Consider the following 14536-nt stretch of genomic DNA (forward strand, 5'->3'; position numbering starts at 1 on the left):
TGTGTATATAGACAGTCTGTATTTTTGTACAGTATGGCCCGCAATGCAAGGAAATTTGTTGTGTTCAGCGAAATAAAATGAAAAAAGTTCGTTCAACCACCTTCATCGTGGCTTCAACAGCACGCGCGTGGTCGCCGCCGTCAGCGGAATCTTGTAGCCCTCGCGCTCGGAAACCAGGCCCTGCGGCTTGAATCTGCCGCCCGGACTCTCGACCAGCAGCCGGGCCGCCGGCGTCGCAGCGGTGGCGGCTGCGAGCTCGAGCGTGATCGCGCCGCTAGTCGGGTCGAACGCCGCGCTGTCGATCTTGCCCGCCTCCAGGGTGATCCAGGCACGCGCCGGCGCCACAAACAGGCGCGTGCGCGCGCTGTCCCTGGGCGTGATCTGGACCGTGCCATTATTAGCCACTTTCATGTTGCCGCCAAAGCTGAGCCAGCCGAAGGTCGGGTCTTTCAGTACATAGGTGGCGGTCGCGTACGCGTGGCCGTAGAAGCCCATGCCGTAGTCGCCGCTGTAGGCGTCCCAGCGCATCATGTCCGGCCAGGCGTGGAAGGCGGCCGACGAGAAACCGTCGCGATCGATATTGGTGATGCCGCCCAGCAGCCCGCCGTAGGCCACGCGCAGCAAGTACAGGTCGCTCGGGTTGGCGCGGTAGGCGTCGAACAGCGGCACCGCGTTCAAGGTCGAGCCGTAATGGTGGATCTGGCGCTCGATGCGCGCGGTCTTGCCGCCATATAAGAAATCCCAGTAGCGGCGGGCGTTGCCGTTGTAGCCCCAGCTCGGAATCGCCGGGTCGTAGCCCAGGATCACTTCGCGCGTGATGTCGGCCTGCTTGGTGTAGCCGAAGTGGCGCATCCACGCGTAGACCTCGGCCTGGCCGGTCGAGTCCCACGCCATCTCGCTGCCGAAGGGGAAGGCCAGCGTGCGCCAGTGGTCGGCGCGCCGCTTCATCATCGCTTCCATGTCGGCCGCCTCGGCCGTCATGCCTTCGCGCTGCAAGTCTTTCAGGATGTCGAGGAAGACGTCGCCCTCCATCAGCCCGAACTGCGCGTACTCGGGCGCGTCGCGCACCATCGCCACCGTGGTCTGGTAGGCGCGCTGCAAGTACCAGCGCCAGTCGTGCGCGGTGACCAGGCCGACGTGGTTGCGCGCCAGCCGGTACAGCACCCAGTGGCCGATGGCGACGTGCGGATAGTTATAAGCGCGGCCCAGGTCGTCCGCGTTCTTCTTCGGCCATGAGGTCCAGGTGCTCCAGTCCGCTTTCTGGTTGTAGTAGCCGGGGAAGGCTTTCGGGTCGTAGTAGAACAGGCTCTTGCGCACGGCGCCTGCCTGCGGGCCGTCGGCCACCTGCAACTTGCCGACCACCGTCTCGTTGACCAGCCGTTCCAGCTTGGCCACCTCGGCCGCGTTGGGATTGTCGAGCTGCTTGCTCATGGCCGCCACCCAGCTGCCGCCGCCGCCTTCGTCGCTCATGCCGGAGATCCACACGCGCGGATCGTCGGTGACGATGCGCTTGGCGTCGCGGTCGTAGGTGAGGATGGCAGGCGCGCGGTTGAACGGATCTGTCTTGTCGTCGAACCATTGCTGGGTGGTGGAGAACTTGCCGAGGTCGGCCACCGTTTGCTCCAGCGGCTTGGTGACGAAGTAGCTGACCGTCTGCACGCTGCCATCGGCGTAGGCGATCGACAGGCGCGCCGGTCCCCAGCCGTTGCCGCGCACCGTGTAGCGTGCCCAGCCTTTGGCGCTCGACTTGACCGGCGCGACGGCCAGCGCGTTCTCGGGCGAACTGGTGATGCCGATGACTTTTTGCGGACTGTTGAGGAACAGCGTCGCCTCCAGATCGGTCGGCACCACGTAGCCGGGGATGCCAACCGCGACCGGGCGCTTTTGCGCGATCAGGGCGGCTTCGATGGCGCGGATCGACGGCGCCGTGGCGAAGCGCACGCCGATGTCGCGCCGCGCGCCCGCTTCCAAAGTGATGCTGGTCGGCGTGTTCCACTGTTCGCCGGCGTTCTTCCATTCGTTCTCGGCGTAGGCCTTGCTGGCGACGGTCCAGTCGTAGAAGCCTTCTGAGGTTTGCGCGCGCGGGCTGCGGTCGGTCAGCGGACGCCATGCTTCCAGCGGCGTGCGCCCGTCCGGCGTGACGATCAGCGCCGGACCCTGGCCGTTGAGGCGCGTCACCTGCACATAGCCGGCGTCGCGGCCTATATAAGGGTCGGCGAAACTGGCGCTGGCATGGGCCTGCTCCAGGTTGCGGTCGGTGATGATGTTGTCGAACACCATCGGCATGCCGAGGCCGCCGATTTCCACCGGCGCGTTCGACTTGTTAATCAACGTGAACCGCAGCACCAGCGCGCCGCCCTCGTTGAGCCAGCGCCGCTCCACCGTCAACGGCAGGTCCTTGCCCAGGCTGGCCGTGATGTCGGCCGCCGCCAGGACCTTGCCGCCGGCCTTCAGCGGCTTGATCGGTCGCCGCGCGGCGGACGAGGAGAATTCCTGCCAGGCCCCGGCGCCACCGCTGCGCAGGCGCAGGTTCAGGTCGCCGATGTGGGCGTAGCCGTCGTATTGACGCTCGGCCTCCCTCGGGCCGGGTGTGAAGTCGAAGCTGGGATCGGCGACCGGGTCGAGCCGGGCCAGCGTCTGGGTGTCAGTGCGCAGCGCCAGCAGAAACTGTTTGGTGCTGTAGGCCTTGGTGGCGATGTCGGGATGGCTGGGTTTGGCGGCGGCGGGGGCGGGCGCCTCGGCGGCGAGGGCTGGGCCCGTAATGAGGAAGGAAAACAGCAGAGGGGACAGCGCGCGGAAAGGTTGCATATCGAAATCCTGTTGGTTTTGCAAGATGTTAGCACTGTCGCGCGGCGGCGAAGGGGTAGATTTCCGCCCGAAAAGCTGATATAGTCGCGGGCTTACCTCTTCCCACACCTGTCTTGACGCCAGGGTGGGCTATATTTTCACAGTCCTTAAGGGAGTTTGCATGCGTCACTATGAAATAGTATTTATCGTCCATCCGGACCAGAGCGAGCAAGTGCCCGCCATGATCGAACGTTACAAAACCACCGTAACGACCCGCGGCGGCGCCGTGCACCGTGTTGAAGATTGGGGCCGCCGTCAGATGGCTTACTCGATCCAGAAACTGGCTAAAGCACACTACATCTGCCTGAACATCGAATGCGACAACGAGACCCTGGTCGAGCTGGAAACCGCCTTCAAATTCAATGATGCCGTGCTGCGTCACCTGACCGTCAAGATGAAGAAAGCGGAAACCGCTCCTTCGCCGATGATGAAGTCGGTACAACGTGAAGATGCAGCGAAATCGCATCGCACCGAAGCCCCAGCAGCTCCTGTTGCCGCCGCTCCTGCGGCCTAATTGTTGTAAAACCGAGCTGACACAGCTCCAGTGAATCAAAGCCAATTCATTGCCTTGATCGCCGAACGGGACGCCTTGCGCTATACCCCGGCCGGCATGCCGATCGTGAACGCTGTACTCCAGCACCGGTCGCAGCAGATGGAGGCGGGCATTGCCCGGTTGAGCGAATTCGAGATTTCCGCGGTTGCCGCGGGCGAGATCTCGGGCCGCTTCAGCCAGGCGCCACTGGGCGGGGTGTACCAGTTCACCGGTTTTCTCAACAAAAAGACACGCAACAGCAAAAGCCTGGTGTTTCACATCATTGATTTTAGTGCTGTCCCAGACAGCTCAATTTAGATACAGGAGCCTCAAATGGCATTCGGTAAAAAGTTCGACAAAAACAAGCTCAAGCTTAAAGAAAAGCGCAAGCAACAAAATCCACTGTTCAAGCGCAAGAAGTTCTGCCGCTTCACCGCCGCTGGCGTTGAGCAGGTTGACTACAAAGACGTTGATACCCTGAAGGACTTCGTCCAGGAAAACGGCAAGATCATGCCAGCACGTCTGACCGGCACCAAGGCGCACTACCAGCGTCAAGTTGACACCGCCATCAAACGCGCCCGCTACCTCGCGCTGCTGCCTTACACCGATCTGCACCACGCTTAATTGCGTAGTCTAATCCTGGAGAAAAACTATGCAAATCATTCTGTTAGAAAAAGTCGTCAACCTGGGCAACCTGGGTGAAGTCGTTAAAGTTAAAGACGGTTACGCACGTAACTTCCTGATTCCGCAAAAAATGGCCCGTCGCGCTACCGCGTCGGCTGTTGCTGAATTCGAAGTCAAGCGCGCCGAACTGGAAAAAGCTGCTGCCGCCAAACTGGCCGCCGCGCAAGCCCAAGGCGAGAAACTGAACGGCATGACCGTGAACGTTTCGCAAAAAGCTGGTGTCGACGGCCGTCTGTTCGGCTCGGTCACCAACTTCGACATCGCTGAAGCGCTGACCAAAGCTGGTTTCGCTGTAGAAAAAGCTGCTGTGCGCATGCCTACCGGTCCTCTGAAGACCGTTGGCGAGCACCCGGTGAGCGTTGCTCTGCACACCGACGTAGTGGTCGAAGTGACCGTTGCAGTCGTCGGCGAAGCAGCCTAAATTACTTGCACGGGCAGCAATGCCCGTTGTGTTGCTAATAACGCTTGCGATATTGGTAATAGTTGAAAAAAGCCGGGCTTGCCCGGCTTTTTTATCGCCAATTTTTTCGCGGTAACGCCTTGGCTGCCGCCCTAAGCGGGTATAATTCGCGCCATGAACACCCCCTCCGATCCGCAACTCGATTCACTCCGCGTCCCGCCGCATTCCATCGAAGCAGAACAGTCCGTCATCGGCGGCTTGCTGCGCGATAACCAGGCGTTCGACCGCATCGCGGACATGATGCATTCGGAAGACTTCTACCGCTATGACCACCGCATCATCTTCGAACAGATCGTCAAGATGATCAACGGCTCCAAGCCGGCCGACGTCATCACGGTGTTCGAAACATTGACGCAGATGGGCAAGGCCGAGGACGTCGGCGGCCTGGCCTACCTGAACGCGATGGCGCAAAACACGCCGTCGGCGGCCAATATCCGGCGTTACGCCGAGATCGTGCGCGACCGTTCCATCCTGCGCCAGCTGATCACCGTGGCCGACGAGATTTCCGGCCAGGCGTTCACGCCCCAGGGCAAGGAAGTCAAGCAGATGCTCGACGAGGCCGAATCGAAGATCTTCGCCATCGCCGAACAGGGCGCCCGCGGCGCCGCCGGCTGGCTGCCGGTGCAGCCGCTGCTGACCCAGGTGGTCGAGCGCATCGATGAATTATATTCACGTGACAACCAGTCCGAGATCACCGGCGTGCCAACCGGCTGGATCGACCTCGACCGCATGACCTCCGGCCTGCAGCCGGGCGACATGGTGGTCGTCGCCGGCCGTCCGTCGATGGGCAAGACCGCGTTCTCGATGAACATCGCCGAGAACGTCGCCGTCGAAGAGGGCCTGCCGGTCGCCGTGTTCTCGATGGAGATGGGCGGCGTGCAGCTGGCCATGCGTATGCTCGGTTCCGTCGGCCAGCTCGACCAGCACCGCCTGCGCACCGGTAAGCTCAACGACGAGGATTGGCCGCGCCTGACGCACGCCATCCAGAAAATGAACGACGCCCAGGTCTATATCGATGAGACCCCGGCATTGAACCCGATCGAGATGCGCGCCCGCGCGCGGCGCCTGTCGCGCCAGTGCGGCAAGCTCGGCCTGATCGTGGTCGACTACCTGCAGCTGATGACCGGTTCGACCCAGGGCGACAACCGCGCCTCCGAGATCTCGGAGATCTCGCGCTCGCTCAAGGGCCTGGCCAAGGAACTGCAGTGCCCGGTGATCGCGCTGTCGCAGCTGAACCGCTCGCTGGAGCAACGCCCCAACAAACGTCCCGTCATGTCCGACCTGCGCGAATCCGGCGCTATCGAGCAGGATGCGGACGTCATCATCTTCCTGTATCGCGACGAGGTCTACAACCCCGACTCGCCCGATAAGGGAACGGCCGAGATCATCATCGGTAAGCAGCGTAACGGCCCGATCGGCTCGGTGCGCCTGACCTGGATCGGCCAATACACCAAGTTCGGCAACTACGCCGGTAACCTGGCGCTGTACCAAGGCGACTAACACCGGCAACACCACTGGGTACGCCACAGCAAACAGGGCGTGCCCATCCTGACGCCGCCGGCGAATGCCGGAGGGCGGTCTGTAGCAGTAATCACGACTATGAAACGGAGAAAGACATGTTTGGACGCTTGATGCCCACCGAGGGCAAATTTTTTGACCTGTTCAATCAGCACGCCGACCTGTGCGTCAAAGGTGCAAAAGAGATGCTGGGGTTGATGTCCAACTTCGACGACCTGGAAAACCGCGTGCACGCCATCGAGAGCATCGAGAAACAGGCCGACAAGATCACCTACGCCACCGTCGACCTGCTGCACAAGACCTTCATCACGCCGATCGACCGCGACGACATCCACAAGCTCATCACGCGCCAGGACGACATCCTCGACCTGCTGGAAGACGCCGCCCAGACCGTCTCGCTGTACGACCTGCACTCGGTCACGCCGGAAGCCAAGCGCCTGGCCGAGCTGGTGCTCGCCTGCACCGAGAAGGTCAAGGAAGCCGTGGCGCTGCTGCACAACATGGACAACTCGCGCCAGATCGTTGCCATCTGCGAAGAGATCGACCGCCTGGAGTCGGACGCCGACCACGTCATGCGCGCCGCCATGTCCAAGCTGTTCCGCGACGAACCGGATGTGCGCAACCTGATCAAGATGAAGGCGATCTACGAAATTCTGGAAACCGTCACCGACCGTTGCGAGGATGTGGCCAACATCATCGAAGGCATCATCGTCGAAAACGCCTAATTACAAAAAGATCAGTCCATGAATACCATAACAATAAGCATCTACGTGCTGGGCGTGCTGATCGCGCTGGCCTTGGTGTTTGACTTCATGAACGGCTTCCACGACGCCGCCAACGCGATCGCCACCGTCGTCTCGACGGGTGTGCTGAAGCCGCAAACGGCGGTGGCCATGGCCGCGTTCTTCAATTTCGTCGCCATTTTCGTGTTCCACCAGTTGACCGTGGCCGCCACCGTCGGCAAGGGCACCATCGACCCGAGCGTGGTGGACCAGTACGTGATCTTCGGCGCGCTGGTCGGCGCCATCGTCTGGAACATCGTCACCTGGTACTACGGCATTCCGTCGTCGTCGTCGCACGCGCTGATCGGCGGCCTGGTCGGCGCTGCCGTGGCCAAGAGCGGCACCGGCGCGCTGATCTCGGCCGGCCTGATCAAGACCGTGGCCTTCATCGTGCTCTCGCCGCTGCTCGGCTTCATCTTCGGCTCGCTGATGATGTTGCTCGTGTCGTGGGTGTTCGTGCGCTCGACGCCGCGCCGGGTCGACAAATGGTTCCGCCGCCTGCAACTGCTGTCGGCCGCCTCGTACAGCCTCGGCCACGGCGGCAACGACGCCCAAAAGACCATCGGCATCATCTGGATGCTGCTCATCGCCGCCGGCTACTCGCAGGCCGGCGACGCCGAGCCGCCGCTGTGGGTGATCGTGTCGTGCTACACGGCGATCTCGTTCGGCACCTTGTTCGGCGGCTGGCGCATCGTCAAGACCATGGGCCAGAAGATCACCAAGCTCAAACCGGTGGGCGGCTTCTGCGCCGAGACCGGCGGCGCGATCACCCTGTTCACCGCCACCGCCCTCGGCGTGCCGGTGTCGACCACGCACACCATCACCGGCGCCATCGTCGGCGTCGGTTCCGCGCAAAAGATGTCGGCGGTGCGCTGGGGCGTGGCCGGCAACATCGTCTGGGCGTGGATCTTCACCATACCGGCGTCGGCCTTCGTCGCCGCGATCGCTTGGTGGGTGGGGCAGCACATCATGTAACGCGAAAGGGAGCCGAGGCTCCCTTTTTTATTGGACGCGGGACTGGGGCGGCTGCGCCGTCGTGGTCGACGATGAGTCGCCGCTGGCCGGACGGATGCGAAGCTCGTCGCCGACCCTTTGAATGTCGAGATCGATGTCGGCCCGGCCGTAGGCGATTTCAGGCGGGATAGGAATCGCTTGGGAATTGCCGCTTCGGAATGCTTTGGTGGTGTGGCGGCGCAATCGCCACAAGTTGGCGTCGCCACTAGGCATGGGCACGGGGTAATGGGATTGAGGAGGCAGTCCGACTTTTTCGTAAGCCTGCCGCACGCGTTCTTGTTGCTCAGCTTCCGGCAAGTCCGGCGGTAATTCAACGGTGGCTTTTTTGCCGTCTTTCGACTTCAGGACAAAGGTGTAGTCGTCCTCCGGTCGACGAGGGAAGAAATGACGAATGGCCAGCGCGAGAGTGATGGCGACCGCGATGGAACCAAGCATCCAAGAGAAAATCAGGAGCAGCCCATCGATAACCGAATCCCAGTTCATTTTTTGCCCCCTCGCGCAAAATCCACAAGAACCGCGATGCCCCAAAGTATAGCGCCGATAAGAATAGCGGTCCGTCCGCCATCGACGTTCGCAAAAAAACGATCGCCATCCGTAAGGCTTAGATACAAGCTGGTTGCCCAGGCGGAAAAACCTAGCCAAACCGTGACCTTGATCCATTGCGCGCAGTGATCTTCCCTGCGATCGAAGGATATGCGCTTGGAGGAACTCGCAGCGGTTCGATGCAGTTCCCTTGCTCGCGTGAGCGGCAGTAGCATGCCAAGCGACGCTGCACCGACTGTCGGGCCAATAAATGCGGCGGGGGCGGGATCGCTTAAGCTGCTGCGCATGAGAAATTCAAAAATAGCCATTACCCAAGGAAATGCCCATGTGAGGATTCTGGGTTCCATGATATTTATGCGAGGGTCGAGGTGTCCAATGTAAACCTTTATCCCCGGCGATGAGTTGATCTGCATTGCGGTAAAATCGATAACTTCTTGATGGGCTAAGCATGCAAAAAGTTGATTTCGGAACGTTGACCCAGTTGGCGCAGGCGTCCGCCGCGGTAGGCATACCTTGCAGCTGCAATCAGGCATCGCTGGCGGGTTGGCAGGCGTTGCCGATGACTCTTGAATTGGACCGCTTCGAGGACCTCGGCACGTTGATGGACGATCCGTACGATGAACCGACGTTCGTCGAATTCCATCCGAACGACACGCGCTACGAAAGCGAGGATGCGCCGATCGCGCCGCGCTACTATCCTTACAACCGCTGCACGGTGTCGCGCTGCATGAATTGCGGCCGCAACTATCTTCGTTACAACGAGGCCGGCGGTTATTTCACCGAGCTGCGCATCCGCGCATTGCAGCCCGACTTATTGGTGGACGCCGCGCTGCCTTGAGTGCCATTTCATGCGGGAGCCAGCCGCAAGGGCAGCGCCCACCGGATAACGATAGTCGTCAACAGTAGCATCGCGCCGGCACCGACCAACAGCGCGTCTGCGCCGAACTTCGCCGACACGCCGGCGACCGCCAGCGACAGTGGCGTGATGCCGGCCGATGCCAGCCCCAGCACGCTCATCACGCGGCCCAGCATGTCGCCGGGCACGCGACCTTGCAGCCAGCTTAGTACGCCGACATTGATGAAACCCGCCACCGCGCCGAGCCCACGCGCTCTATTTCAAGATCGATGTCGGTTCGTTCGAATGCAAGCTCCGTGGGAATTTCGACCGCTTGCGAGTCGCCATTTTTAAATGCTCTTGTCGTGTGCATGACCACCTCCCGTGCATTCTGTTTAGGGCATGTTACGCCGCGTCCGGCGCAAACAGCTTGTCGTAGGCGGCCAGCAGGCTTTGATGCAGGGCGCTGCCTTCGAAGTTCGGGCCCAGCGTCTCCAGGCCGAAGAAGCGTTCGGAACCGTCGAGCAGGGCCTCGGCCATCGCCAAGGTCTCGGCGCCGTACAGCAGCCCCAGCGCGCGGCGGAAGTTCTCCGGCTCCTCGAGCCTGACGATGCTCTCGATGCAGCGGTACACCAGCCGGCGTGGCCTGGGCAGGTCGCCATAATGGTGGATCCAGTTGCAACCCTCTAGCACCGCTTCCTCGTCGCCCACCACCAACGCCAGCAAGGTTTTCAGCTCGCCGATGCGCAGCTGTTTCCACGGCGTGCCGGCCGGCACCGCGAGGCCGAGGATTTCCCACACCGCCCGTTCGTCGTCCAGGTTGGAGGTCTGCAGCTCAACCAGCAAGGCGGTGCATTCCTGCACGCTGAGCTCGTGCAGGCGCGCCAGCAGCGGTCGCAGCGCGTTGCCGACGCTGTCGTTCTCCCACTCCAGGTCCTCGACCGGATGGATTTCGGAGAAGTCCGGCACCACGATGCGGCAGGTGTGGACGCCTTGCTCGTCGAAGTCGGCCACGTAGATATCCTTCCCCTCCGCGTGCAAGGCGTCGACCAGCCACCGGTAGTCCTCCCCGCTAGTGCTGCTGAAGTTCCAGTCGACGAACGGATAGTCCGAGGTGTCGCTCAGGAAGTCCCACGCGATCACGCCGCCCGCACCGAGGAAGTGCGCCTCCAGGTTGGCGGCGGCGTCGGTCTCGTCAGGGTCGAAGCTTGGCTCCGGGTAACCTTCGAGCGCGTCGAGCGACAGGCCCGGCGGCAGCCCGGCCAGCGCCCGTCCCAGTGCGATTTTCAGGCTCGGGTGCGCGCCGTAGCTGGTGATCACGCCCTGGTCTTTCGGATGGATCAGCGTGACGTTCATGACCGGGTATTTGCCGCCCAGCGAGGCATCCTTGACCAGCACGCCGAAACCGGCCGCGCGCAGCCCGGCGATGCCAGCCTCGATGTGGGGGAAGCGCGCGATGACGTCGTCCGGCACCTCCGGCAGGCACAGGCCCTCGCCGATCACGCGGAACTGGATGGCGCGCTCGAAGATCGCCGACAGCGCCTGCACGCGCGCCTCGTTGACGGTATTGCCGGCGGCCGTGCCGTTGCTGGCGTACAGGTTCCCGATGAGGTTGACCGGGATGTAGACGGTGGCGCTGTCGCGCAGGCGCTGGTAGGGCAGGGCACAGATGCCGCGCCCGGCGTTGCCGGAGTTGAGGTCGACCAGCACGCCGGCGTCGATGTCGCCGTCTGGATTGTAGAGCGCGTGCAGCTCGGGGTTGAGCAGTCCGGACGGCCACGAGCCGTCGGCGCTCGGCGCGAACCATCTCTCGCCCGGGTAGTGCACGAGCGCCGCTTCGCCGCGCGCGGCGCCCAGGTGGTAGCGGGTCCAGAAGTCGTGGGTGCCGAGCCGTTCGACGAACGCGCCGTAGGCGCTGGCGCGCGCGGCCAGTTCGGTCGCTCCCTTGCCGTGCGCGACCAGCAGCGGGCAGTCGTCGTCCTTGAGCTGCATCGACCAGATGCCGTGGACCTCGTGTATCGGCGTCGATTCTGTCAGCCGGAAGCGGCGCCTGGCCAGCGTGGCCTGCAAGCTGGCGATGGTGGTTTCGAGGGCGGAGTCTTTGCCCGGGATGGTGGTGTCAGTAGTCATCGTGCAATCTCTGTAGGGGAGTCGAGGCTGGCGCGATGGGGCAACCGCGCCGGCGAGGCTGAATGCATGGATGTTCCATCCCAGCTTACCACCGTCGGGGCCGCGATGTCGCAAATGCGCTATCATGCCGCCTTTTCCAAATTCACTCAGGCATCAATGACATTACTTCCGGGCAAGGCCCAGCGCGGCATGCGCCCCTCCCGGTTCCGGCAATACAGCGAGGCGCTCATGAACGCCGCCTTGCTCGGCGGACTGGTGGCGTCGTTGAGTTACCGCCTCGGCCTGCACGGCCGCCTCGGCGTGACCCGCTACGGCGTGGCGCTCCCCCCCGAACGCCGTTTGCCGCGCCCGCTCAAGATCGCCTTCGCCTCCGATTTCCATGCCGGCCCGCCCACCCACGCCGGCCTGTTCGACGCGCTGTTCAAGAGCATCGACGCCGAGCGGCCCGACCTGCTGCTGCTGGGCGGCGACTACGTCCACGGCCCGGCGCGTTACGCGGGCGCGCTGTGCGAGGCGCTGGCGACGTGCCATCCGCCGCTGGGCAAGTTGGCCGTGTTCGGCAACCACGACCTGATCACCGACCACGGCCTGCTCGAACGCATGTTCGCGCGCGCCGGGGTGGAGATGCTGGTCAACCGCGCGCACGCCTTGCCGGCGCCGTTCGACGGCGTGTCGGTGTGCGGCATGGACGATCCGTGGACCGGCGCGCCCGACGGCCACGCCACGTTCGCCGGCGCCGGCCCCACGCGGGTGCTGCTGATGCACGCGCCCGACGGCCTGCTGCGCCTCGACGGCCACCGCTTCGATGTCGGTTTCGCCGGCCACACCCATGGCGGACAAATCGCCACCGGCGACGGCACGCCGCTGGTGATGCCGCGCGGGCCGCTGTCGCGTTCCTTGCATTATGGGCGTTTCCCGCTGCGCGGTAACGGCGAGCTGATCGTCAGTCGCGGCGTGGGTTGCAGCGGTATCCCGGTGCGCATCAACGCCGATCCGGAACTGGTGATCTGCACTGTGCAATAATCGTTTGCATGAACAAGCCGATCCCCACCGTGGTGCTCACGCCGGAAGACCCCGGTGCCGCCGACGCCCTGGCGTTGATGGCGGAGCTGTCGACGGTGCTCGAGGAGATCACCGGCAGCAGCGGCAAGGCCTCGTTCGACGCCGACGACGTGCGCGGCCCGATGGCGTGTTTCGTGGTCGCGCGCGACGCCGCCGGCGTGGCCCAGGGCTGCGGCGCCTTCCGGCCGCTGGAGCCGGGCGTGGCAGAGATCAAGCGCATGTACGCGCGCCGCCACAGCAGCGGCATCGGCAGCGCCGTGCTGGGCTACCTGGAGCGGGAAGCGGTCGCGCTGGGCTACCAGGCGATCTGGCTCGAGACGCGCCTGGTCAACCGTCGCGCGGTCGATTTTTACACGGCGCGCGGCTACGCCCGCATCGCCAACTACGGCAAATACATCGGTAATCCGCTCGCTGTTTGCTTTGAGAAACAACTGCCGTGAAATTAACACGCAGGGCTTAGAAACACCTTACGTGTAAGTTTCGTCTTACAAGCCGAGGCTCCGTGCTCCGCTTCCGCGCCGTGCTGATCGGGTTCAGAATATGGCCTGTTTCGTCAAAGGCCAGAAAAACCATGCGTATCATCGATCAGCGTTACCTCTCCAGCGACAACCGCTATTCCACCCAGCCTTGCCTGCTCAGTATTCTCGAAGTCGACGACGCGCCGTCCACGCCGGCCGCGCTGGCGTCGCTCGACCAGCGCCTGCTGGCGATGCTGCCGGGCGTGCGCAGCCACGCCGGCCTGGTCGGCATGCGCGGCGACGACGTGCCGCAGATCGTGCGCGTGGTGCAGCAGGTGGCGTTGGAATTGCGCCGTCTGGCGCTCAACGAAGTGACGGTGGGTTTCGTCGGCGTGGTGCCGCGCATGCAGGGCCGCTACCGCCTGGTGCTGCCGTACGCGGCCAAGAACGCCGCCGCCCCGGCGCTGCGCATCGCCACGCAAATGGTCAGCGCGTTGCGCGCCGGCCGCGCCTTCAACCTGCCGGCCGCCGTGGCCCGGCTGCGCGCGCTGGCCGACCGCCGTTTGACGGCCCGCCCGGCGGTGGCGGCCTGATTTGTTGCGTGAGCGGCGGCGCACAGATGGCGGATTAGGCGGCACCCCGTAATCCGCCATCGGTGCGCCGTCCGCGAGGCGTCAATCGACCGATTACGATGCCCCGCCCAGCTCGATCTCCATCCCCTCGTAGGCCAGCACCACCTTCAGCCCGCCGAGCAGCGACGCATGGCGCGCCATCACGTCGGCGAACACCGCCTCCAGCTCATCGTCGCCGCGGGTCGGCTCGTGATGGGTGCAGTACAAGGTCCCGGCGCCGGTGCGCAGCGCCAGCGCGAACGCCGAGTCGAAGGTGCCGTGTCCCCAACCCCGCTTGGCGGGATATTCCTCCCTCGTATACGAACAATCGACAATCAGCGCGTCCACGCCCCGGGCCATGGTGTCGATGGCGGCGCTGCGCTCATGTATCCAGTGCTCGTAGGACGCGTGCTCCGGGTGGCCGTCCGGATGGATATTGTAGAAAGGCTCGTGGTCGCCGGTGAAAAACAGCGACTTGCCGTTGCACTCGATGCGATATCCCAGATCGGTCACCGGATGGTTCATCACCACGTTGTTGACGGTGGCGTCGCCCACCTGGATCGCCTCGCCCACCGTCAGCGTGTGGTATTCGATGGTCGCGTCCATCTGCGTTTCGCTAACCGGGAAATAACTATTTTGCAACTGCACGCCCATCACGTGTTCGATGCCGTTGCCGGTGACCGGGTCGGTGACGCCGTGCAGCCGCACCCTGCTGTCGCGCACGAACAGCGGCGTGAAGAACGGCAGCCCGTGGATATGGTCCCAGTGGCTGTGGGTGATGAAAATGTTGGCGTGGATGGCGGCGGTTTTGTTTTGGATTAAGGATTGCGCGAGCGAGAACAGGCCCGTGCCGCCATCGATAATGATCAGCGTGTCATCATCGGTGCGCACTTCGATGCAGGTGGTGTTGCCGCCGTAGCGCGCGGTGCGCGGCCCCGGCGAGGGGATGGAGCCGCGTACGCCCCAAAATCTGAATTTCATGCTCTATCCCTAGTGATTTTTTTGTCATTTTGCCCGTGCCGGCTGATTTTTTTGCCTTGCCACCAACGGCCGATGATAG

General features: G+C 63.2%; 16 protein-coding genes and 2 pseudogenes. 11 read left to right on the forward strand and 7 right to left on the reverse strand.

Annotated elements, in window-relative coordinates:
• Positions 1–102: 102 nt before the first annotated feature.
• Complete coding sequence (locus NHH73_09240; protein USX28447.1) at positions 103–2808, reverse strand: DUF5695 domain-containing protein; 2706 nt, start codon at positions 2806–2808, stop codon at positions 103–105.
• Between the two features lie 160 nt (positions 2809–2968).
• Between NHH73_09240 and rpsF the strand changes: the two genes are divergently transcribed.
• The 7 genes and pseudogenes from rpsF to NHH73_09275 all read left to right on the forward strand — a co-directional run bounded on the left by rpsF (position 2969) and on the right by NHH73_09275 (position 7798).
• Positions 2969–3361, forward strand: coding sequence for a 30S ribosomal protein S6 (rpsF, locus tag NHH73_09245; GenBank protein ID USX28448.1), 393 nt, complete (start codon positions 2969–2971; stop codon positions 3359–3361).
• Between the two features lie 30 nt (positions 3362–3391).
• A pseudogene (priB, locus tag NHH73_09250) lies at positions 3392–3726 on the forward strand (primosomal replication protein N).
• Positions 3713–4003, forward strand: coding sequence for a 30S ribosomal protein S18 (rpsR, locus tag NHH73_09255; GenBank protein ID USX28449.1), 291 nt, complete (start codon positions 3713–3715; stop codon positions 4001–4003). Before priB ends, rpsR begins: the two are co-directional and overlap by 14 nt.
• Positions 4004–4031: 28 nt before the next feature.
• The gene (rplI, locus tag NHH73_09260; protein ID USX28450.1) at positions 4032–4484 is read left to right on the forward strand and encodes a 50S ribosomal protein L9; all 453 of its coding nucleotides are present in this window, start codon (positions 4032–4034) and stop codon (positions 4482–4484) included.
• 153 nt (positions 4485–4637) lie between these two features.
• The gene (locus tag NHH73_09265; protein USX28451.1) at positions 4638–6023 is read left to right on the forward strand and encodes a replicative DNA helicase; all 1386 of its coding nucleotides are present in this window, start codon (positions 4638–4640) and stop codon (positions 6021–6023) included.
• 116 nt (positions 6024–6139) lie between these two features.
• Positions 6140–6766: a DUF47 domain-containing protein gene (locus NHH73_09270; protein ID USX28452.1), complete on the forward strand. Its 627-nt coding sequence runs from the start codon at positions 6140–6142 to the stop codon at positions 6764–6766.
• Between the two features lie 18 nt (positions 6767–6784).
• Positions 6785–7798 (forward strand): inorganic phosphate transporter, encoded by a 1014-nt coding sequence (locus NHH73_09275; protein ID USX28453.1) that lies wholly within the window; start codon positions 6785–6787, stop codon positions 7796–7798.
• A 27-nt stretch (positions 7799–7825) separates the two neighbouring features.
• On the opposite strand, the gene NHH73_09280 is transcribed toward NHH73_09275, so the two are convergent.
• Together NHH73_09280 and NHH73_09285 are read right to left on the reverse strand one after the other, a co-directional pair.
• Positions 7826–8320 carry a hypothetical protein gene (locus NHH73_09280; GenBank protein ID USX29777.1) on the reverse strand — a complete coding sequence of 165 codons (495 nt, stop codon included), beginning with the start codon at positions 8318–8320 and terminating at the stop codon, positions 7826–7828.
• A complete protein-coding gene (locus NHH73_09285; protein USX28454.1) occupies positions 8317–8727 on the reverse strand; it encodes a hypothetical protein in 411 nt (136 codons plus the stop codon). The genes NHH73_09280 and NHH73_09285 overlap by 4 nt, the downstream gene beginning before the upstream one ends.
• 101 nt (positions 8728–8828) lie before the next feature.
• Between NHH73_09285 and NHH73_09290 the strand changes: the two genes are divergently transcribed.
• Positions 8829–9218 carry a hypothetical protein gene (locus tag NHH73_09290; GenBank protein ID USX28455.1) on the forward strand — a complete coding sequence of 130 codons (390 nt, stop codon included), beginning with the start codon at positions 8829–8831 and terminating at the stop codon, positions 9216–9218.
• A gap of 8 nt (positions 9219–9226) precedes the next feature.
• On the opposite strand, the gene NHH73_09295 is transcribed toward NHH73_09290, so the two are convergent.
• The 3 genes and pseudogenes from NHH73_09295 to ycaO form a co-directional block, all read right to left on the reverse strand.
• Positions 9227–9472, reverse strand: coding sequence for a hypothetical protein (locus NHH73_09295; protein USX28456.1), 246 nt, complete (start codon positions 9470–9472; stop codon positions 9227–9229).
• A gap of 8 nt (positions 9473–9480) precedes the next feature.
• Positions 9481–9588, reverse strand: a pseudogene (locus tag NHH73_09300) (AbrB family transcriptional regulator).
• 32 nt (positions 9589–9620) lie between these two features.
• Positions 9621–11345 carry a 30S ribosomal protein S12 methylthiotransferase accessory factor YcaO gene (gene ycaO / locus NHH73_09305; GenBank protein USX28457.1) on the reverse strand — a complete coding sequence of 575 codons (1725 nt, stop codon included), beginning with the start codon at positions 11343–11345 and terminating at the stop codon, positions 9621–9623.
• Between the two features lie 156 nt (positions 11346–11501).
• On the opposite strand from ycaO, the gene NHH73_09310 reads away from it, so the two are divergent.
• From NHH73_09310 to NHH73_09320, 3 genes are all read left to right on the forward strand, one after another.
• Complete coding sequence (locus NHH73_09310) at positions 11502–12368, forward strand: metallophosphoesterase (GenBank protein ID USX28458.1); 867 nt, start codon at positions 11502–11504, stop codon at positions 12366–12368.
• Between the two features lie 8 nt (positions 12369–12376).
• On the forward strand, positions 12377–12847 hold the full coding sequence (locus NHH73_09315) for a GNAT family N-acetyltransferase (GenBank protein ID USX28459.1): 471 nt from the start codon (positions 12377–12379) through the stop codon (positions 12845–12847).
• A 131-nt stretch (positions 12848–12978) separates the two neighbouring features.
• Positions 12979–13458, forward strand: coding sequence for a hypothetical protein (locus tag NHH73_09320; protein ID USX28460.1), 480 nt, complete (start codon positions 12979–12981; stop codon positions 13456–13458).
• A 93-nt stretch (positions 13459–13551) separates the two neighbouring features.
• Here the strand turns inward: NHH73_09320 and NHH73_09325 are convergent, their stop codons facing one another.
• Positions 13552–14457 (reverse strand): MBL fold metallo-hydrolase, encoded by a 906-nt coding sequence (locus tag NHH73_09325; protein USX28461.1) that lies wholly within the window; start codon positions 14455–14457, stop codon positions 13552–13554.
• Between the last annotated feature and the right edge of the window lie 79 nt (positions 14458–14536).

The sequence above is a fragment of the Oxalobacteraceae bacterium OTU3CINTB1 genome (assembly GCA_024123955.1).
GTDB lineage: Bacteria > Pseudomonadota > Gammaproteobacteria > Burkholderiales > Burkholderiaceae_D > Rugamonas.